General features: G+C 59.3%; 20 protein-coding genes. 7 read left to right on the top strand and 13 right to left on the bottom strand.

The annotated features are described in order from the left end of the window. Positions 1-2: 2 nt before the first annotated feature. From HMPREF1261_RS11735 to HMPREF1261_RS11720, 4 genes are read left to right on the top strand one after another with little or no spacing between them, the layout of a single operon-like run. Positions 3-839 carry a DUF368 domain-containing protein gene (locus tag HMPREF1261_RS11735; protein ID WP_023031115.1) on the top strand — a complete coding sequence of 279 codons (837 nt, stop codon included), beginning with the start codon at positions 3-5 and terminating at the stop codon, positions 837-839. Then, complete coding sequence (locus tag HMPREF1261_RS11730) at positions 839-1726, top strand: ABC transporter substrate-binding protein (RefSeq protein WP_023031114.1); 888 nt, start codon at positions 839-841, stop codon at positions 1724-1726. The genes HMPREF1261_RS11735 and HMPREF1261_RS11730 overlap by 1 nt, the downstream gene beginning before the upstream one ends. Then, entirely contained in the window at positions 1719-2672 is a 954-nt protein-coding gene (locus HMPREF1261_RS11725) for an amino acid ABC transporter permease (RefSeq protein WP_023031113.1), read from the top strand. Before HMPREF1261_RS11730 ends, HMPREF1261_RS11725 begins: the two co-directional genes overlap by 8 nt. After that, entirely contained in the window at positions 2672-3436 is a 765-nt protein-coding gene (locus tag HMPREF1261_RS11720) for an amino acid ABC transporter ATP-binding protein (protein WP_023031112.1), read from the top strand. The genes HMPREF1261_RS11725 and HMPREF1261_RS11720 overlap by 1 nt, the downstream gene beginning before the upstream one ends. A 28-nt stretch (positions 3437-3464) precedes the next feature. Here the strand turns inward: HMPREF1261_RS11720 and HMPREF1261_RS11715 are convergent, their stop codons facing one another. From HMPREF1261_RS11715 to HMPREF1261_RS11680, 8 genes are read right to left on the bottom strand one after another with little or no spacing between them, the layout of a single operon-like run. Beyond that, a complete protein-coding gene (locus HMPREF1261_RS11715; RefSeq protein ID WP_023031111.1) occupies positions 3465-4211 on the bottom strand; it encodes a sulfite exporter TauE/SafE family protein in 747 nt (248 codons plus the stop codon). Then, positions 4208-4681 (bottom strand): pantetheine-phosphate adenylyltransferase, encoded by a 474-nt coding sequence (gene coaD / locus HMPREF1261_RS11710; RefSeq protein ID WP_023031110.1) that lies wholly within the window; start codon positions 4679-4681, stop codon positions 4208-4210. Before coaD ends, HMPREF1261_RS11715 begins: the two co-directional genes overlap by 4 nt. Positions 4682-4696: 15 nt before the next feature. After that, on the bottom strand, positions 4697-5299 hold the full coding sequence (gene rsmD, locus HMPREF1261_RS11705; RefSeq protein ID WP_023031109.1) for a 16S rRNA (guanine(966)-N(2))-methyltransferase RsmD: 603 nt from the start codon (positions 5297-5299) through the stop codon (positions 4697-4699). After that, complete coding sequence (locus HMPREF1261_RS11700; RefSeq protein ID WP_005282633.1) at positions 5300-5512, bottom strand: biotin/lipoyl-containing protein; 213 nt, start codon at positions 5510-5512, stop codon at positions 5300-5302. A gap of 19 nt (positions 5513-5531) precedes the next feature. Next, positions 5532-7658: an ATP-dependent DNA helicase RecG gene (locus HMPREF1261_RS11695; RefSeq protein ID WP_023031108.1), complete on the bottom strand. Its 2127-nt coding sequence runs from the start codon at positions 7656-7658 to the stop codon at positions 5532-5534. 2 nt (positions 7659-7660) lie between these two features. Continuing rightward, positions 7661-9013 (bottom strand): DAK2 domain-containing protein, encoded by a 1353-nt coding sequence (locus tag HMPREF1261_RS11690; protein WP_034658413.1) that lies wholly within the window; start codon positions 9011-9013, stop codon positions 7661-7663. 10 nt (positions 9014-9023) lie between these two features. Continuing rightward, positions 9024-9662 (bottom strand): uracil-DNA glycosylase, encoded by a 639-nt coding sequence (locus tag HMPREF1261_RS11685; protein ID WP_023031106.1) that lies wholly within the window; start codon positions 9660-9662, stop codon positions 9024-9026. 2 nt (positions 9663-9664) lie between these two features. Continuing rightward, positions 9665-10702, bottom strand: a complete 1038-nt coding sequence (locus HMPREF1261_RS11680; protein WP_034658411.1) for a thiamine-phosphate kinase — start codon at positions 10700-10702, stop codon at positions 9665-9667. On the opposite strand from HMPREF1261_RS11680, the gene HMPREF1261_RS11675 reads away from it, so the two are divergent. Continuing rightward, on the top strand, positions 10650-11549 hold the full coding sequence (locus HMPREF1261_RS11675) for a DUF3515 domain-containing protein (RefSeq protein WP_023031104.1): 900 nt from the start codon (positions 10650-10652) through the stop codon (positions 11547-11549). The two genes, HMPREF1261_RS11680 and HMPREF1261_RS11675, sit on opposite strands and share 53 nt — an antisense overlap. Before the next feature lie 14 nt (positions 11550-11563). On the opposite strand, the gene HMPREF1261_RS11670 is transcribed toward HMPREF1261_RS11675, so the two are convergent. Both HMPREF1261_RS11670 and HMPREF1261_RS11665 read right to left on the bottom strand, forming a co-directional pair. Further along, positions 11564-12631 carry a D-alanine--D-alanine ligase family protein gene (locus HMPREF1261_RS11670; protein WP_023031103.1) on the bottom strand — a complete coding sequence of 356 codons (1068 nt, stop codon included), beginning with the start codon at positions 12629-12631 and terminating at the stop codon, positions 11564-11566. A gap of 22 nt (positions 12632-12653) precedes the next feature. After that, on the bottom strand, positions 12654-13652 hold the full coding sequence (locus HMPREF1261_RS11665) for an NAD(P)H-dependent glycerol-3-phosphate dehydrogenase (RefSeq protein WP_023028733.1): 999 nt from the start codon (positions 13650-13652) through the stop codon (positions 12654-12656). Between the two features lie 150 nt (positions 13653-13802). Between HMPREF1261_RS11665 and HMPREF1261_RS11660 the strand changes: the two genes are divergently transcribed. Then, positions 13803-14801 carry a bifunctional NUDIX hydrolase/histidine phosphatase family protein gene (locus HMPREF1261_RS11660; protein ID WP_023031102.1) on the top strand — a complete coding sequence of 333 codons (999 nt, stop codon included), beginning with the start codon at positions 13803-13805 and terminating at the stop codon, positions 14799-14801. A 29-nt stretch (positions 14802-14830) separates the two neighbouring features. Here the strand turns inward: HMPREF1261_RS11660 and HMPREF1261_RS11655 are convergent, their stop codons facing one another. From HMPREF1261_RS11655 to leuC, 3 genes are read right to left on the bottom strand one after another with little or no spacing between them, the layout of a single operon-like run. Then, positions 14831-15616, bottom strand: a complete 786-nt coding sequence (locus tag HMPREF1261_RS11655) for a hypothetical protein (protein ID WP_023031101.1) — start codon at positions 15614-15616, stop codon at positions 14831-14833. Between the two features lie 48 nt (positions 15617-15664). Beyond that, complete coding sequence (leuD, locus tag HMPREF1261_RS11650; RefSeq protein ID WP_023031100.1) at positions 15665-16255, bottom strand: 3-isopropylmalate dehydratase small subunit; 591 nt, start codon at positions 16253-16255, stop codon at positions 15665-15667. A gap of 22 nt (positions 16256-16277) precedes the next feature. Then, positions 16278-17699, bottom strand: a complete 1422-nt coding sequence (gene leuC / locus HMPREF1261_RS11645; RefSeq protein ID WP_023031099.1) for a 3-isopropylmalate dehydratase large subunit — start codon at positions 17697-17699, stop codon at positions 16278-16280. 52 nt (positions 17700-17751) lie between these two features. Between leuC and HMPREF1261_RS11640 the strand changes: the two genes are divergently transcribed. Continuing rightward, on the top strand, positions 17752-18435 hold the full coding sequence (locus HMPREF1261_RS11640; protein ID WP_023031098.1) for an IclR family transcriptional regulator: 684 nt from the start codon (positions 17752-17754) through the stop codon (positions 18433-18435). Positions 18436-18526: the final 91 nt, after the last annotated feature.

The raw sequence follows: 18526 nt of genomic DNA, 5'->3' as shown, positions 1-18526 counted from the left end.
TTATGCACTTTATTTTGAACGCCGTTCGTGGCGCCCTCATCGGTATGGCCGAGCTAGTTCCCGGCATCTCCGGCGGAACCGTCGCCCTCATCGTGGGGATTTATGAGCGCGCCGTCCGCAATGCCAATGACCTCATCTCCGGCAACTTTAAAAAGGTCGAGTGGTCCTTTCTGGGCTCCGTCGCCGTCGGCATGCTCATCGCCGTTTTCGGCTTTTCCACGCTCCTGTCCAACTTCGTCGACAACAACGTCTCTGCCTCCAGCGCGCTCTTTTTAGGCATGGTGGTCATCTCCATCATCGTTCCGCTTTCCATGTTGTCTAAGGCGGAGCGCACCGCCCCCTCCTCCATCATCGCGTTTATCGCTGCTGCCGTCGTGATTTTTATCGTCACGGGCTTTACCTCCGAGCCGCAGGATGACCCGAGCCTTATCGTGGTCTTCTTTGCCGCAGCGATTGCTGTATGCGCGCTAATTCTGCCGGGTATTTCCGGCTCGCTCATCTTGCTGACTATGGGGCTTTACCAGCCGATCATCGGCGCGGTATCGGACCGTGAGTTAGGCACCATGGGCGTCTTTGCACTGGGTGCCCTGTGCGGGCTCGCCGCCTTCATCAAATTGCTCAACTATTTGCTGAGTACCCACCGCGCTCCCACCCTGGCCGCCATGGCGGGCTTCATGCTGGGATCCCTGCGCGCCCTGTGGCCCTGGGGTGCAGACCAGGACGCTTCTTCGGGTGCCATCATCGGATACTTCATTCTCGGTGCCATTATCGTGTCCATCTTCATCTACGTAGACCGCAGGAACGCACAAGCCATCGATGAAAGGACGGCGGAATATTAATGCCCTGGGCGATTAATCATCGACCACTAACGGCCGCCGTGATGGCGTGTGTACTGCCCTTGAGCGCGTGCGTGGTCAACGAGGAGGATTCGACTCCAGAGGGCTGGGAGGAGCCACAGACCAGCGAGGTTCCAGAGATCGCCGCGATGTACCACGACGATGATGGCGTGCTGACAGCGGGAACAAACCCGCCCTATGCACCGTTTCAGCTCAAGGACTCCCACGGAGATCTGCAGGGCGTAGAGCTCGACCTGGCCCGCGCCGTAGCCGGGGTGCTGGGCCTGAAATTCCAGGCCCTGGAGCAAGACTTTTCCATGATCTTGCCGGCGGTACAGTCCGGCCAGATAGACATGGGGGCCTCCGGGTTTACGGATACGGCCGATCGCCGCGATGAGTTCGACTTCGTGGACCACCTCTATGCGGGCATCCAGTGGGCAGAGCTTGTCGATGGCCCCAATAAGGTCGATCCCCAAAACCCTTGCGGTTTGACCGTCGCCGTGCAACGCACCACCGTGTCCGAGACCGACGATGTGCGCCCCAAGCAAGAGGCCTGCGACGGCGATCTCACCGTCTTGTCCTATGACACTGGGGATAACGCCGCGCTCGCCGTCCTGATGGGCCGCGCCGATGCCCTATCCGCAGACTCGCCGGTAACGGCTTGGGCGGTCAATCGCTCCGAGGGAAAGATGCGTGCAGTGGGCGATATGTTCCAGGCCTCTCCTTACGGGTTCGCAGTTCCGAAGGACTCGGACTTGGCTAAGGCCTCGGCTGCGGCCCTCCAGCACCTTATCGATACCGGTGAGTACGCGGAGATCTTGGCCCGCTGGGGAATTGAAGATGGATTAGTAGACCAGGCGATGATTAATGAAAGGCCCATCAATGGTTAACGAGCACAAGGACACAGCCGGCCCTACGGCACAGCAGGAGGCACCCGCCAAGATTGAAGCCCGGCCTCTGCGCCACCCCTGGCGGTGGATCTTTGCCGCTGTGCTGCTGATCCTCGGCCTGTGGTTTATCATTGCCTCCGCGCGCAACGAGGCCTTCGGGTGGGATACGTACTTCCAGTATCTCTTTGACCAGCGCATCGCCATCGCCTCCCTGCACACGATTGCAATCACCATCTTGTCCATGATCATTGGCGTGATAGGCGGCGCCATCCTCGCCGTGATGCGCATGTCGCCCAACCCCATCCTGCGCGCCATTTCCTGGATCTTCCTGTGGATCTTTCGCGGCACCCCGATTTATGTCCAGCTGGTCTTCTGGGGCTTGCTCTCTGCGATCTACCAGTCCATCAACCTGGGCTTTGCAGAGGTCTCCCTGCAAAGCGTGTTGACCAATGCCTTCTTCTTGGCGGTCATGGGCTTGGGACTCAACGAGGCCGCCTATATGGCCGAAATCGTGCGCTCGGGCATTTCCTCGGTGCCAGAAGGCCAAAAGGAAGCCTCCAAAGCCCTCGGCATGTCTTGGTGGATGACCATGCGGCGCACCGTATTGCCGCAGGCGATGCGCATTATCATCCCGCCGACCGGCAATGAGTTCATTTCCCTGCTCAAGACCTCGTCACTGGTGGTGGCCATCCCCTATACCCACGAGATCTTCGGCCGCGCCACAGACATTTCCGCAGCCCTCTTCCAGCCCATTCCGCTCTTGATGGTCGCCGCCTCGTGGTACTTGGTCATTACTTCCCTGCTCATGGTGGGCCAGTACTTCCTCGAGCGCCACTTTGAGCGCGGCGCCACCCGCGAGCTCACCGGGCGCCAGCTGGCCGCGCTTGCCGATGCCGAAGGTACTATCCCCCGCAACGTCTCTGTAATCCAGGAGGGTAAAAACTAATGACTACTCCCATGATCTCCGCCCAGAATGTGCACAAATCTTTCGGGCAATTCGAGGTGCTCAAGGGCATCGATTTAGAGGTCCAACCCGGCGAAGTTGCCTGTCTTTTAGGCCCTTCCGGTTCAGGTAAGTCGACCTTCCTGCGCTGCGTTAACCACCTGGATAAGGCCACGGCGGGCCGCCTTTATGTCGATGGTGAGCTCATTGGTTACCGCGAAAAGAACGGAATCCTCTACGAAATCAGCGAGAAGCAAGCTGCGCAGCAGCGCTCCGATATCGGCATGGTATTCCAGTCTTTTAACCTCTTCCCCCACCGCACGGTGGTAGAAAACATCATTGAAGCACCGATGCAGGTCAAGAAGGTCCCGGAGGATAAGGCCCGGAAGCGTGCCATGGAGCTGTTAGATGAGGTGGGACTTGCGGCGAAGGCCGATAACTACCCGGTCCAGCTGTCCGGCGGCCAGCAGCAGCGCGTTGCCATCGCTCGCGCCGTGGCGATGGATCCAAAGCTCATGCTTTTCGATGAACCTACCTCCGCCCTGGATCCCGAGCTCGTTGGCGAGGTCCTCCGCGTGATGAAGGATCTCGCGGCCCAGGGCATGACCATGCTCGTGGTGACCCACGAGATGGGCTTTGCGCGCGAGGTGGCGGATAAAATTTTCTTCATGGACGGCGGCGTAGTCTTAGAATCCGGTACCCCGGCTGAAGTGCTCGAGAATCCACAGCAGCCACGCACCAAGGAGTTCTTATCCTCGCTGCTTTAGGTAGGCCTCGCGCGGTGCCAGTCGCGCCTTAGCCACCATAGGTGACGATGCCGCGAATCAGCGCACTTAAAGCGCCGAGGCTTGCTACCGATAGCGACAGTGCGCGCGCGATATCCCTGGACACGATATGCGCGATGCGCGAGCCCAGCCAGATACCGATGAACATGCCGGCAATGCCTGCGGGCCAAATGATCCAGGGGAGGCCATCGAATGTCGCGGCGCCGAGCGCGGTCTTGGTAATAACGGAAAAGAGCCCGCCCACCACAAAGATCGGCTGCAGGGTCGCCGTATACATGGCTTGCGGCCATTTGGCCGCCTGAGCGTAGACGGTAATGACCGGGCCGGCCACTCCCGCCAAGGTATTGGTAAATCCACCAAGAATACCCGCGGAAATGGCCGGGCCCTTGCCCTCCATCGGCGGGACGAACCTAGCGCCGTAGGTCACCACCGCCAGGGCGATAAGCAGTGCTGCACCCACCACTATCAATAGCCCTGCGGTATCGATCTTGCTAATCAACGCCGCGGCCGCCAGAGAACCGATAATCATCACGGGCGCGATGAGCCCAAACATTCTCCAACTGACATTGCGGCGAACAGTCACCGTGGTAAGCAGAGCATTGACCGCCGCCAAGACGTTGATCACGAGGATGCCTTCTACTGGGCCCATGACCAGCATCAGAATTGGCCCGCCAATAAGGCCAAGCCCCATGCCAGAGACGCGTTGCAGGGTGGATCCCGCGACAACGACGGCAAAAATAATCAGCGCCAATATCATCGGCGGTATTTTTCCTTCACCGCTTGTACTACCGGATCAGGAAGCATGCCGGTGACCTCACCGCCGAATTGCGCGACCTGCTTGCACAGCGAAGAGCTGATGTAGCCGTACTTTTCATCGGTAAGCAAAAAGACCGTATCGATGCCGGACAAACGCCTGTTCATCTGGGCCATCGGCAGTTCGTATTCATAGTCCAGGGAAGAACGCAGCCCCTTGACCAAAACGTCAACGCCGTGCTGCGAGGTATAGTCCACGAGCAGGCCGGACCAGTAGTCCACGTTAATACGCGCATCCACGCTTTGCCGGATGAGATCCATGCGCTCGTGCACGCTAAATAACCCGGAAGGCTTTTCTGGGTTGCCAGTAACGAGCACCGTAACCTCATCAAACATCTCGCTGGCGCGCTCAAAAATATTCACGTGGCCAAGAGTGATGGGATCAAAAGACCCGGGACACACGGCTGTGGTCATAAAATATCGCTTTCTCTAGTTATCTAAGGTGTCATCGGTTTCGTCGGCATCGTCGGTACCGGGACGGGTATAGACTGCCATATCCATGCGCGCGATGCCGAAGGTACGCTTCTTTAATTTCTGCCCCGTCGGCTCAAAACCTTCGGGCCAGTCGGTCTCGGCTGATTCGACATGGCGTTCAATGACCACCAACGCGCTATCTGTAAGCACTGGCTCTATTGCGGCGATAAGCCCGGCGACATCGTCAAACGCATAGGGCGGATCCGCTAGAACAAGATCAAAGTAACCGCGCGGGGCGCTGGCCAGGTACGTCGATACCTTCCTTTCCTCCACGCGGGCACCGGGGTGTTTCACCACGCCTATGTTGTGCTTGATAATGGCTACCGCCGCAGGGTTCGATTCCACCAACACTGCCTCGTCTGCCCCACGGCTTAATGCCTCGAGCCCCAACGCGCCGGATCCCGCAAACAGGTCAAGCACCGTGGAGCCTGCGAACCCCCAGCGGGCATTCAACGAGGAAAACAGGCCTTCCCTCGCGCGATCGGCGGTCGGGCGGGTTCCCTCTGCTGGAACTTTAATAGTCCGCCCCCGCGCTTCGCCTGCAATAATCCGCGTCATTTACGCTTCTCCAATCTCCATAATTAAGTCTCCGCCAATTACATCGCTAAAATCCGCCACCGCAATGCGAGAAATCGTCCCTGGACCAGGGGACACGACCGGCGATTCCAGCTTCGTTGCCTCAACGGTAGCGAGCTCCTGACCAGTACTAATTTTCTCACCTACATCGACATGGCAGCGAACGATGCCCGCGAAGGGGGCGTAGATTTTCATACCTATAGCCTATCCCCTCTTAGTTTTTCTCCAAGTATTCCTGCTCCCTTTGGCTCAAATTCCGCGTCAGCTCTTCGGCCAACTGTGGATTGCGCTGAACCATGGCATACGCATCCGCGTGAGTGCGCTCAACAATATCTTGGTCATCGGCAAGGTTGAGCAACCGCAGCGTCCGGTGCGTACCAGATTGCACCGCACCCAGAATATCGCCCTCGTGGCGTTGCCGAAGGTCTAATTCCGCAAGGTCAAACCCAGACGAGGTCTGGGCAATCTGGGTAATGCGCCGATACGAGGCCGAGTTATCCTCCGCTTTCGTATGCATCAGGCAAATCGATGCATTGCCGCCGCGGCCTACGCGCCCGCGCAATTGGTGTAGCTGGGAGACGCCGAAATTCTCCGCCTCGCGGATGAGCATGACCGTGGCGTTGGGAACATCGACGCCCACCTCGATGACCGTGGTGGATACCAAGATGTCGATTTCACCCCGGGCAAAAGAGGTCATGACCTCATCCTTATTCGGCATCTTGCCGTGCAAGATATCTACCCGCAGCCCCTTAAACGGGCCGGCGGCAAGCTGTTCCGCCAGCTCAAGCACACCGCCCTCGCCTTCGATGCGCGGGCAGACGATATAAGCCTGGTGACCATGCGCCACTTCCTCGCGAATGCGCTCAAGCGCCCGCGCCACCCAAATGGGCCGCCACTCCGCCACCACTGCGGACTGGATCGGCTTTCTCCCGCCGGGCAGCTCGGCGAGCGTCGATACGGCGAGATCGCCGAAAATCGTCATGGCGATGGTACGCGGGATGGGGGTTGCCGTCATGACCAAGACGTGGGGGCTTATCCCCTCGCGCGTCTTAGAGCGCAGGCTATCGCGTTGCTCTACGCCAAAGCGATGCTGCTCATCCACGATCACCAAGCCCAAATCGAAGAACTCGACCGATTCTTGAATGATGGCATGCGTGCCGATGACGATATTCGCCTCACCCGAGACGATATCCAGGAGCGCTTGGCGCTTCTCGGCGGTCCGCATGGATCCGGTTAAGAGCACAACCTTGACGCCTCCTGGCACGGACGTACCAATGGAGGCCGCGTGCTGGGAGGCCAAGACCTCAGTGGGAGCAAGCAACGCCGCCTGGCTTCCGGCATCGATGGCCTGCAGCATGGCGCAGGTGGCGACCATGGTTTTTCCCGAGCCCACTTCGCCCTGCAACAGACGCATCATGGGTAAGGAACCGGATAAGTCATCGTCGATCTCAGTAATGACCCTGCGCTGGCCTTGCGTGAGTTCAAAGGGAAGATGGGTCAATAACTCTTCGCGGAAACCGCCCAAAATAGCGGGCATCGTCGGCGCCGTGTGCGCATGCGCATCGCGCTGGCGCAGCGCCATGACCAGACCAATGGAAAGCGCCTCGTTGTACTTGAGTCGCTGAACCGCGCGTTGCGGGCCAGCCGCGCCGGGCTCATGGATTTCGCGCACCGCTTGATCCAGGCTGATAATCATCTGCTGGTCCAAAGGCTCCCGGATGGTGGGGGTATGCGCGAGCACGTAGTGGATGGCTCCCATGAGGTACCACGAGGTGATCATTGCCGTGGCGGGATATACCGGTATCCATTCCCGCTCGAGCAATAATTTATCGAGCCGGCCGAATTGGGACAGGTTGCGCAGGGACCCGGTCGCCTTCTGTGGCTTTTTCTTTCCCGCCGCAGGCGCCTGGTAGGCGGCAAGTTCCCCGTCTGGGCGCCCGAAGGCATCGATTTCTACGAAATCCGGCTGTTGTAGCTGGGGCTGCTGGCGGAAATATTTCAATTTTCCGCTCATCATAACCCGCTGCCCGCGGTGGAGCATGCGCAAGACGTACATGGCATTAAAAAACGTGGCGATAATATGACCATCGAGCTGGACGTTGATGATAGTCGTCTTGCCCGTATCGCGGGTCGTTATTCCCGTTACGGTTCCGGTAATGGTGACGATATCGCCCTCGGCGGCATCGCCAAGCCCCACGTCTTTATTATGGCGAATGTAATCGCGCGGATAGTGCGCTAAGAGTTCCCCGCAGGTCTTATATCCCAGCGCCTTGGTGATCTTCGTGGCATCTTTTTTATCCAGTACATCGGTCAAAGGGCGGTCATCCTGCCAGCCAAGCATCGCTATTCCACCCCGATCTCGGTAGGAATATCCGGCACTTGCAAGGCCACTACATCGACGCCGAGCTCTGCCGACAACTCTTCTTGCGAGATGGCAAGCGGGCTAATGACCGTGACCTGTTCCCCGCCGGCGGCCAACAACTGGCGGCACGTCTTAGCGATGGCTGCCGCAGATTCTTCTTCCGGGTGCGCCACCCGCATCGAGTGCGCCGCATCGCGCATGGATTCTACGACCGCGGCGGTATCCGCATTATCCGGTTCATAGACGGAGATGGCGGCCAGCCCCGCCGCAAGGGAAGAAATCTCCACGGTATGCGCTGCAGTTGCGTGTTCTTCTAGCCCGCTGGATAAAACGATGTCCTCGCCCGCCGCATGGATTGTTTCTCCTGGTTGAAGCACCGTCACCCCGGCGGACTGCACCAGCTCGGCTATGGGGCCGGCGGGCACCGCGGCGTAGACGGTGCGCGTATGACCGGCGCCAGTGTCTCCGCGCGAGGCCGAGGTTTCCGGAAGTGCCTCAAGCCGCAGGTTACTGACCGATCCTGCCGCAAAGGCGGTTTCGATGACTGCACCGGCCTGGGTGGAATGGATGTGGATCGAAGCGCTATCGTCGCTTGCTTGCGCGATGACCAAGCTCGTGCCCAAGGGAGCAATCTTCTCCTTCAGTACCGCGCTATCGCCTTCGAAAAAGAAGACCACCTCAAGTTCGGTGACGGCCTCCGGCATGGATTCGGCTGCGTGGCTGGTAGTGCCCTCGATTTCTGCAAGAAGGGCTTCTAAAAGGATGACTAGGCCAGCACCGCCTGCATCCACGACCCCGGCTGCGCGCAGTTCTGGCAGCTGCGAGGGTGTTTCCGCAAGGGCTTTCTGGGCAGCGGAAATCGTCTCCGATACGACGCCGTGAAAACTAGATTCGGGTTGCCGCGCGGTGTGCTCCGCCATTTCTGCCGCACACCGCAATACGGTAATGACCGTGCCTTCCACCGGCTCTGCAATGGCTCGGTCCACGAGCTCTACCGCATGCATAAGCGAAGCCGCAAAGATGGCGCCATCGATGGTGGAATCCACGGTGGCCTCCGCGACCCCGCGCAAGACCTGCGAGAGGACCATTCCGGAATTTCCCCGCGCCCCGCGCACGGCCCCCATCGCAAGCGCGGCCGCAACGTCGCCGCCGCCCTTTTCCACCTCGGCGACGGCGGCTTCCATGGTGTGCGCCATATTCGAGCCGGTATCAGAATCCGGCACCGGAAAAACGTTGAGCGCATTGATTTCGGCGCGCCGATGAGAAAGCTCGCCTACAGCGCGGTGCGCCCAATTGCGCAATCCGTGAGCGTCCAGCGTGCTGGGGTATGACATGCGCAATAGTTTACAAGTCCCACGCGATCTCTCGCGCGCCTTGGTCCCGCAAAAGGGCGTTTGCCCGCGAAAATGGACGGGACCCAAAGAACCCGCGGCTGGCCGAGAGGGGCGACGGGTGTGGGGAGGTAATGCAGGGCACATCGGGAAGGAAGCGCTCGCAGGATTGGGCATCGCGGCCCCATAAAATCGCGACCATCGGGGTGCGGTTGAGGGCGCGGATGGCGGCCTCGGTCACCTCTTCCCAGCCGATGCGCCGGTGCGATCCCGCCTGCCCCGGCGCCACGGTCAGCACCCTGTTCAGAAGCAGTACCCCCTGGTCGGCCCAGGCGCTCAGATCGCCGTCTTCGCGCCCGCGAACGCCCACATCGTCATACAGCTCGCGGTAAATATTGACCAAGGAGCGCGGGGGTTTGACCCCCAGCTTGGTGGAAAAGGCCATCCCCATCGCGTGGCCCGGGGTGGGATAGGGATCTTGGCCAACGATGAGCACGCGGACATCCTCAAGCGGCATCTGCAATGCCCTGCATACGTCTTCAGCCTGTGGCAGGTAATCCTGGCCGTCCAGCGCCTGAGAAATCCGTGGCCACTGGCGCTCCAGCACCGGCGCGAGAACCGGTTCCCACGAGGGATGGTAAGTCGGGTGCATATCTAAAATCCTGCCCACCCTTCTGCATAACGGGGTTGTTTACCATCCACCGTAACGCCGCTGCCGCGCGAGACGGTGCCGATTTCCCGGAAGCCTGAAGGCGCCTGCTTTGCGGTGGTTCCGATCAGGGTATGATCCTCGCCGCCGGCAAGGACCCACTGCCACGGATCGCAATCGAGGACGGCGGCCGCGGCGTGCAGGAGCGGATCGGGCTGGATGGCATCGGCATCCAAATCGATGTGTACCCCAGAGCGCTGCGCCATGGTTCCACAGTCTTGGATGAGACCATCGGAATTATCAGTCATGGCCGTAACCTCAGCGGCGCGGGCGATAACGCCGCGGCCGGGGCTGAGCCAGGGGGCGCATTGGGCATCAATAAGCGGGTACAAATCCGCATGCTCTGCAGGCAGGTCGCGGCCAAAGCGCTGCAGCAAGGACAGCCCCGCCGCGGCGTGGCCAATCTCGCCGTGGGCCACGACCTTCTGGCCCGCGCGCGCCGCATCAAGGGTCAATGCTGCCCGGCTGCCGCCCAAAAAGCCGATGGCGGTGATGTTGATAACCAGCAGGTCCGATTTCGTAATATCCCCGCCCACCAGCTCGGCGTTGTAGAAAGAGCAATGCTCGGCGATGCCCTTAGCCACGCCCCTGACAAAACTCACCGGCGTATCACCCGGTGCGGCGATGGCTAAAAGGGCCGCCACTGGGCGCGCGCCCATGGCCTCGATATCGGCGAAGTTGCGCAGGATGGCCTTCTTACCGATTTCGCGCGGGGTGGACCATTCCCGCAGGAAGTGGCGGCCATCTACCATCAGATCGGTAGAGGCCACCGTGCGCGAATTGGGCGGTGCCGCGAAAAGCACAGCAGCATCATCCCCATTCAAGCTGCTGGGAGCGGCCGCTGTGATTTCTCGAATCACCGCCTGCTCCCCCACGTCTGCGAGAGTCTGACTTAAGTTCACCGGCATCCTTTCGATAAAATGAACCCCTATGACATCCCAATTTAACCGCACCGCGATCTTCATTTCACTTGGGTTGTCCATAGTGATGGTTCTAGCGGTCCTTTTCGGCGCGAAATACGTATTCACAAACACGGCCAAGGCCCCCGTGGCGGTCTCCCCGGTGGATTCGCCAGAGGCCGATTCACAGGCGTGCACGGACTTTGTGCATGCGCTTCCCGATGAAGCCATGGGCCAACCGCGCGCCGATATTGCAGAGCCCGTCCCCGCCGGCGTTGCCGCCTGGGCCGCTAACTCCCAGGAAAAGGTGACGGCGCGCTGCGGTGTTGCCATGCCCTTCCAGTACACCGATTACTCCACGACGCAAGACGTCGATGGTGAGCAGTGGTTCAAGGTCAAGGATGCGACCTCTGGTTCTAACCTCTCTACCTGGTATTCGACCCAGCGCTTCCCCGTCGTGGCGGTCACGACCTTTAATGATGAAAAGCCGCAGGACCTCAACGAGCCCGTTGCCACCCTGGAGAACAAGCCGGCCGAGACCCACCCGGCACCCTTGCGCGATCTTATGGCGGCAAAAAATGACCGCTGTACCGCGGTAGAAAAGGCGCTACCGGATGAGATTGCGGATGGCTACCACCGCCGCGAGGTGGACGATAAGGACACCTACGTGTGGAGCTCTGAGGGGCACGAGGACATCGTCGCGCGCTGTGGTATCGCCCAGCCAGAAAATTACGAGGCGGGCGTGCAGCTCCAGCAGGTCAACGATATTGCCTGGTTTGAGGATACGACCTTGGCCCAAGGCACGACCGCAGGAACCTGGTTTGCGCTCGGCCGCGAGAATTACCTAGCGCTGCACGCCCCGCAGGATTCCGCACAGGCAGCACTGGTGGCGCTCAGCGATATCACCGCGAAGCACGTTCCAGAAAGGTAAAGGAAGCCGCAGACCTACGCGGTGCGGGCCTCTGCGCTGGCGATGAGTACCTCAAGCAGCGTGGGGTAATCCACGCCGGAGGCCGCCAGCACCTGCGGGTACATGGAAATCGGGGTAAATCCCGGCAGGGTATTGACCTCGTTGATGTACAGGCCCTCTTCGGTAACGAAGAAATCCACGCGGGAAAGGCCTGCGCAGTTGAGCGCTTTGAAGGCCCGAATCGCCATATCGCGCAATTGCGCCGTGAGTTCTTCTGGGAAAGGCGCGGGAATTTGGGCCGTGACCACGTTATCTAGGTATTTGGTCTCAAAACCATAAAACCCTTCATCGGAGTCATCGATGCCCTTAAGCAGCGCCGGCACAGAGGCAATAAGCTCGCCATCTGGGTATTGCAGGACGCCGACCTCTACCTCGCGGCCGACGATTTCTGGCTCGACCAAAATCTTGTCATCGTCTTCCAAGGCAATACGCACGGCTTCTGGGAAATCCGCCCAGTCGCTGACCTTGGAGACGCCAATCGAGGAGCCCCCGCGGGCAGGCTTGACGAATACCGGCAGGCCAAGCCGTTCTTTTTCTTCCGCGGTTAATTCCATACGCCCCTGCACGATGACCTCTGGTGCCACCGGCAGGCCCGCTGCGGATAAAATCTTCTTGGTAAATTCCTTGTCCATTCCCACCGAGGACGCCAATACGCCGGGGCCCACATAAGGGATTCCGGAGAGCTCGAAAAGCCCCTGCATAGTGCCGTCTTCACCATAGGGTCCATGGAGAATGGGAAAGATAACGTCAACCTGGGCATACAGCGAACCGTCACTAATCGTGCGGATTTCGCCCTTACGCGTTGGATCCGCAGAAAGCGCCAACTCTGTGCCGCGCTTGACCTCAGGCATGACGCCATCGACGATTTCTAAGCCCTCGGTATCGCCCGGCGTCCACGTGCCCTCGCGCGTAATGCCGATGGGCACCACCTCGAATTTTTCCGGGTCGAGGTGCTTCATAATTGCGCCTGCGGATACGCAGGACACGGAGTGCTCGGTACTGCGGCCACCGTAAAGGACGGCCACGCGGGTCTTTTCAGTCATGGGCGATGATTTTACCTTTCTGCTACTCCGACTTCTTGGAGCGACCCATAAGGGCAATGATCATATCGTCTACAGCCATGCCCTGATGACACACGCCGTAGACGGCTTCCGTAATGGGCATCTCTACCCCAGCCTGCTGGGCTAGGCGGAAGATGGAATCAGAGGAAAACACGCCTTCTGCCACCTGGCCATTGGTGGCCGCCTTCGCTTCTTCTAGGCTGCCACCTTGACCGAGGCGGTAACCGAAGGTCCTGTTGCGCGAGAGCGTGGAGTTACACGTGGCGACCAAATCACCCAAACCCGCCAGGCCGGAAAAGGTAAATGGCTCCGCCCCCAAGGCCGTGCCCAGGCGCGTAATTTCCGCCAGGCCGCGGGTAATCATCGTGGCCATGGTGTTATTGCCCAAGCCCTTGCCCGAGGCCATGCCGCAGGCCAAGGCGATGACGTTTTTGCACGCGCCACCGATCTCCGCGCCGATGACATCGGTATTTGTATAGGGCCGCAAGTAGGGCGCGGCGATGGCCGCCTGCACCGCCTTGGCGCGCTCTTCGTCGGTGCAGGCGATGACCGTGGCCGTAACCTGCCCCGCTGCTACTTCTTTGGCCAGGTTGGGCCCAGATAGAACCGCCACGCGCTGCGGATCCACACCCGCTGCATCCACGATGACTTCGCTCATGCGCTTGAGCGTGCTGGTTTCTACGCCCTTGGAAATGGAGACCAGCGTGGAATCCTCGGGCAATACGGGTGCCCAGCGCTCCACGTTGGCGCGCAGGGACTGCGATGGCACACCGAAGACCACGATATCCGCGCCGGAAAGCACCTCTTCCTCATCGTGCGTGGCGCGCAGTGCCGCCGGAAGGTGGACATCCGGCAGGTAGTCAGGGTTGGTATGCGTTTCATTGATCGCTTCCGCCAACTCGGTCCGGCGCGCCCACAGGGTGACATCGTTTCCTGCGTCCGCAAATACCTTGGCCAAGGTGGTGCCCCAGGAACCGGCACCCATTACCGCTACTTTTACCATGGCTTCCTCCAAACGTTTTTCCTATTAGCTCCACCTTAAGGCATTTATTGCTCTGGGCGTGGCAAGGATGCGGCAGGGATCTCCCCCGTGGAACAATGATGATGAGGTTAACGCCAATTTTTCAGTCACCGAAGAAAGGTACGAAAAGCTATGCCGAGCGCGAAGAAGATGCACGAGACCGATAAAGATAAAAAGTCCGAAAAATTCATTTCCGGCCGGCACCAGGAAATTCCGGTGGATCCTGCCAAGGAGTTTCCCCGCACTACCCTTGCCGCCGGTGCCGTAGTCTGGCGCGGCGACCCCGCGAACCCAGAGATCGCACTCATCCACCGCCCGCATTATGATGATTGGTCCCTGCCCAAGGGAAAGGTGGATCCAGGCGAATCCCTGCCTACCACCGCGGCGCGCGAAATTGAGGAAGAAACCGGCTTCCACGTACGCCTGGGCAAGTTGATTGGCAAGGTCACCTACCCCGTGCAGGGGCGCACCAAGGTGGTCTATTACTGGGCGGCGTTCTACCTCAGCGGCACCTATACCCCCAATGATGAGACCGATGAGCTGCGCTGGGTGCCCATTGACCAAGCACAGCAACTTTTGTCCTATGACGTGGACAACGACGTCGTCTCCAAGGCACAAAAGCGGCTGCAGCTCGCCCCCACAACGCGCGTATTGTATGTTCGCCACGCCCACGCCCACGACCGCAAAAAGTGGGAGGGCGATGACAACCTGCGGCCTTTGGATAAGAAGGGGCGTCGGCAAGCAGAAATGCTCGTGCCCATGCTGGCGGCCTATCATCCCACCGCGATCTATTCCGCTCGCCCGCACCGGTGCCAGCAAACCGCCGCGCCGCTTGCCGACGAACTGGGCAAGGACATCGCCATTAATAAGGACTTTGGCGACGAGGCATGGGAAAAGAACCCGGCGGCCGCCAAGAAGGCTTTCCGCCGCGTAGTTGAAGACGGCGGGGTGCCGGTCATTATCAGCCAGGGACAGACCATCCCCGGCATCATCGAGGATTTGGCGCCGCAATTCCTCAAGAAGCCACAGGAGGAATTGAAGTTTAAAAAGGCCTCGGTGTGGGTCTTGTCCTTCAATAATGGTGAATTAACCGGGGCAGATTATCTTCCTAGCCCCCTGCCGGTGCGCTAGATAGCTCGGGCCGCGCGAGCCCCTAGCCCTTAGCCGCGCATGCCGAGGTTCCGGCGCACGAAGAGGGTGGGGGCCAAGGCCATGAGCCCCGGCAGCACGACGACGCCCACCACGGTTGAGCCCAGCGCCATGTAAAGGATGATGAGAACGATGCCCACCAGGAAGGTGGTGCCGATGTTCCTCTTTGCGATACCCGCGGAAAGCGTGAAGCAGGACCCTAGGCCTAGGTCAGGGCGTGCTGCCTTGACGGCTGGGACCCACCACCAGAAGAACAGGGCGAAAAGCCCGGGGATTATGAGCAAGACAAAGCCGATGCCGATGACCACGCTGGTCACCAGGTAAGCCAGCATGATGCCGCCCATGCCCTTAAAGGTAAAGAAATCTCCGAAAGTTAAGTCCTGGCCGTTGACCTGCTTAGTAGCGGCTTGGTACCAGATGGCGTTTGCCCACAGATAAATAACTAACAGGGCTATTACCCCGAGAATAAGTAACAGCATGCCCAGTACGCCAAGGGAACCGTCTAAGGCTCCCTCGGTCGACGCCTCGATGGAAAGGGATCCGCCACCGGCGGCAAAGACTACGGCGATTACGACGTAAGCGACAAAAAGGACGACCATCTGCACAAGCGGGGCAAAAAGCCACGGCACCCAATTGCGTCCGAAATAGCGGAAGCTATCGCCGATGATGCTGACGGTATCAATGCCGCCTGGGGCGGGCGGCTCGCCGGAGAATCCCGGCTGCCCATTTGAATAGGGCTGCTGGGAATAGGGATTATATCCATCATGGTCGCTTGAACCGGAATAAGGCGAAGTCATACCGCAGACAATAGTGGATAATCCGGTTTCACGGCTACGGTGCTGCCGCTATTCCGGGTGAACCGCCGGCTTAAAGCTGGCGCGGGAGTTCTCGAAGTTCGTGATCGCTTCTTCATTGCGCAGGGTGATGCCGATGTCATCGAGGCCCTCCATCAGGCGCCAGCGCGTATAGTCATCAATATCGAATGAGTAGGTGTTTTCACCAACCTGAACGGTGCGCGCCTCCAGATCGACCGTGACTTGGGTTTCCCCTGCCTCCAACTGCTTCCAAATAAGCTCGATGTCCTCTTGTTCCATCAGCCCCGTAAGCAGACCAGACTTTCCCGAGTTGCCACGGAAGATATCCGCAAAACGCGAGGAGAACACTGCTTTGAAGCCGTATTCGCGCAGGGCCCATACTGCGTGCTCGCGAGAGGAACCGGTGCCAAAGTCGCGCCCTGCAAAGAGAACGGAGCCGTCCTTGAACTGCTCTTGGTTAAGTACGAAGGTGGAATCAGAGCGCCAGTTGGAAAACAGGCCCTCCGCAAAGCCCGTACGCTTGACCGATTTGAGATAGCGCGCGGGAATGATTTGGTCCGTATCCACGTTGGATGCCCGAAGCGGGACTCCGGTGCCGGTATGGGTGATAAATTTCTCCATTATTTCAACCTTTCTCGCGTGCTTATTTCAGGTCAGCCGGGCTGGACAGGTATCCGGTGACGGCGGTAGCGGCAGCAACCTGTGGGGAAACGAGGTGGGTTCTCCCGCCAGGGCCCTGCCGGCCTTCAAAGTTACGATTGGACGTGGATGCAGACCGCTCCCCTGGTTTCAGTTGATCAGGGTTCATGCCCAGACACATGGAGCATCCCGCCGTGCGCCACTCTGCACCGAACTCCTGGAAGATTTGGTCGAGGCCTTCCTTTTCCGCATCGGCTTTAACCACCGCGGAGGAAGGAACCACGATCATGCGCGTATTGGCATCGATGGTGCGGCCCTTGACCACCTCGGCGGCGGCGCGCAGATCCTCGATGCGGGCATTGGTGCACGATCCCACGAAGACGGTATCGATCTTGATATCGCGCAGTGGGGTTCCTGGTTGCAGGTCCATATACTCCAAGGCCTTTTTCACGGTGGCCTTGGAATTGTCATCGCCGCAATCTTCTGGATCCGGCACGGTTTCGCCCAGCGGCAGGCCTTGGCCCGGGTTCGTTCCCCACGTCACAAATGGTGTCAACGCTGATCCGTCGATTTCTACGACGCGATCGAATTCGGCGCCATCGTCAGTAGGCAGCGTCTTCCAGTACTCCACCGCGGCATCCCAGTCGGCGCCCTTAGGAGCGAACTCGCGACCCTTGACGTACTCAAACGTCGTTTCATCGGGCGCAACCATACCGGCACGAGCGCCGGCCTCAATGGACATATTGCAGATGGTCATGCGGGCTTCCATGGACATCTTTCGGATGGCTTCACCGCGGTATTCGATGATGTAGCCTTGGCCGCCACCGGTGCCGATCTTGGCGATGATCGCCAGGATGAGGTCCTTTGCGGAGACGCCTTCCTGCAATTCGCCGGTGACTTCGACGGCCATCGTCTTAAATGGCTTCAAAGATAGCGTCTGGGTAGCCATGACGTGCTCTACCTCTGAGGTGCCGATGCCCATGGCGATGGAGCCGAACGCACCGTGGGTCGAGGTATGCGAATCGCCGCACACAATAGTCATGCCGGGCTGAGTAATGCCCAGTTGTGGGCCAACGGTGTGCACGATTCCTTGCTGCTCATCACCCATCGAGTGCAACCGCACGCCAAATTCTTCGCAGTTCTTGCGCAAGGTAGAAACTTGGGTGCGCGATATCTCATCTTTAATCTCTAAGAGGTTGCCGGATTTAATGCCTTCCGTTGGCACGTTGTGATCCTCGGTTGCCAGGTGCAATTCCGGGTGCCGCATTGTGCGGCCTTGCAGGCGCAGCCCATCGAAGGCCTGCGGACTGGTAACTTCGTGCAAAAGTTGAAAGTCAATATAGATAAGGTCTGGTGCGCCCGCGTCGCCCTGCTGGACAACGTGGTCACGCCATACTTTTTCTGCCAAGGTCAGCTGCTGGTTCATAAACATCACTCCACACTTGAAATCTCATAATTTGGGACGTAGATTTCATTATATGGGAGAGTATAGCGCAGTTTCCGGCATTAAGGTACTAGATCGTGCAATGGCCATCATGATGGCCGCCGCAAACCATCCATCGACCCTTAATGAGTTATGTGAAACCACGGGACTACCTCGGGCAACGACGCACCGACTAGCCACCGCGTTAGAAGCACACCGTATCCTCGTGCGCACCCCTGAAGGAAAGTGGAAGGCAGGTCCAGCACTCCCCGGCAACCGCGATCACATCTTAGAAGTCGCAGGCCCCATCATGGATCAGCTCCTCAACCGCACCGGTGAGTCCATTCAGCTCTATGAGTTCACGGGAACCACCCGCACCTGCATTGCCACTCGCGAACCCAAATCCGGCCTACACAACGTGGTTCCGGTGGGACGACAGCTGCCACTAACCTCTGGTTCTGCAGCACGCATCATCGCCGGCTACGTGGATTTCCCCCTTGACGCCGCGCAATTCAGCACCGCCGAGGTGGAAGCTGCCCGCCGCCAAGGCTATGCAGAATCCATCGAGGAACGCGAAGCTGGCCTAGCTTCCATTTCCGCCCCCGTCTTTGATTCTTCTGGCGTTTTTCGCGCAGCGCTGTCTATCTCAGGCTCCGCTGAGCGCTTCCGCCCCTCGCCCGCCAAGAAATACGCCCACCTTCTTACCTCCGCCGCCCAAGAACTTTCAGAGCTGCTCTAGCTTCCCCAACGCCTAACCAACGCCCTGGACCTCCCACCGGCCCAGGGCATTGTCACGTCTCACCCCTGCATACCCCACCCCATCGTGGCCT

The sequence above is a fragment of the Corynebacterium sp. KPL1818 genome (genome assembly GCF_000478135.1).
Taxonomy (GTDB): Bacteria; Actinomycetota; Actinomycetes; order Mycobacteriales; family Mycobacteriaceae; genus Corynebacterium; species Corynebacterium accolens.
Note: the sequence above shows the minus strand (reverse complement) of the source record. Positions and strands in the feature narration are given on the sequence as shown.

What these genes read in the sequence shown, in the direction of transcription:
- HMPREF1261_RS11695 (WP_023031108.1), bottom strand. Translation starts at nt 7,658, where the DNA reads ATGCTTGGCTGGCAGGATGACCGCCCTTTGACCGATGTACTGGATAAA.
- HMPREF1261_RS11685 (WP_023031106.1), bottom strand. Translation starts at nt 9,662, where the DNA reads ATGCACCCGACTTACCATCCCTCGTGGGAACCGGTTCTCGCGCCGGTG.
- leuD (WP_023031100.1), bottom strand. Translation starts at nt 16,255, where the DNA reads ATGGAGAAATTTATCACCCATACCGGCACCGGAGTCCCGCTTCGGGCA.
- HMPREF1261_RS11680 (WP_034658411.1), bottom strand. Translation starts at nt 10,702, where the DNA reads ATGGACAACCCAAGTGAAATGAAGATCGCGGTGCGGTTAAATTGGGAT.
- HMPREF1261_RS11655 (WP_023031101.1), bottom strand. Translation starts at nt 15,616, where the DNA reads ATGACTTCGCCTTATTCCGGTTCAAGCGACCATGATGGATATAATCCC.
- HMPREF1261_RS11660 (WP_023031102.1), top strand. Translation starts at nt 13,803, where the DNA reads ATGCCGAGCGCGAAGAAGATGCACGAGACCGATAAAGATAAAAAGTCC.
- rsmD (WP_023031109.1), bottom strand. Translation starts at nt 5,299, where the DNA reads ATGACGCGGATTATTGCAGGCGAAGCGCGGGGGCGGACTATTAAAGTT.
- leuC (WP_023031099.1), bottom strand. Translation starts at nt 17,699, where the DNA reads ATGAACCAGCAGCTGACCTTGGCAGAAAAAGTATGGCGTGACCACGTT.
- HMPREF1261_RS11675 (WP_023031104.1), top strand. Translation starts at nt 10,650, where the DNA reads ATGACATCCCAATTTAACCGCACCGCGATCTTCATTTCACTTGGGTTG.
- HMPREF1261_RS11735 (WP_023031115.1), top strand. Translation starts at nt 3, where the DNA reads ATGCACTTTATTTTGAACGCCGTTCGTGGCGCCCTCATCGGTATGGCC.
- HMPREF1261_RS11670 (WP_023031103.1), bottom strand. Translation starts at nt 12,631, where the DNA reads ATGACTGAAAAGACCCGCGTGGCCGTCCTTTACGGTGGCCGCAGTACC.
- HMPREF1261_RS11720 (WP_023031112.1), top strand. Translation starts at nt 2,672, where the DNA reads ATGACTACTCCCATGATCTCCGCCCAGAATGTGCACAAATCTTTCGGG.
- HMPREF1261_RS11715 (WP_023031111.1), bottom strand. Translation starts at nt 4,211, where the DNA reads ATGATATTGGCGCTGATTATTTTTGCCGTCGTTGTCGCGGGATCCACC.
- HMPREF1261_RS11700 (WP_005282633.1), bottom strand. Translation starts at nt 5,512, where the DNA reads ATGAAAATCTACGCCCCCTTCGCGGGCATCGTTCGCTGCCATGTCGAT.
- coaD (WP_023031110.1), bottom strand. Translation starts at nt 4,681, where the DNA reads ATGACCACAGCCGTGTGTCCCGGGTCTTTTGATCCCATCACTCTTGGC.
- HMPREF1261_RS11725 (WP_023031113.1), top strand. Translation starts at nt 1,719, where the DNA reads ATGGTTAACGAGCACAAGGACACAGCCGGCCCTACGGCACAGCAGGAG.
- HMPREF1261_RS11690 (WP_034658413.1), bottom strand. Translation starts at nt 9,013, where the DNA reads ATGTCATACCCCAGCACGCTGGACGCTCACGGATTGCGCAATTGGGCG.
- HMPREF1261_RS11640 (WP_023031098.1), top strand. Translation starts at nt 17,752, where the DNA reads ATGGGAGAGTATAGCGCAGTTTCCGGCATTAAGGTACTAGATCGTGCA.
- HMPREF1261_RS11730 (WP_023031114.1), top strand. Translation starts at nt 839, where the DNA reads ATGCCCTGGGCGATTAATCATCGACCACTAACGGCCGCCGTGATGGCG.
- HMPREF1261_RS11665 (WP_023028733.1), bottom strand. Translation starts at nt 13,652, where the DNA reads ATGGTAAAAGTAGCGGTAATGGGTGCCGGTTCCTGGGGCACCACCTTG.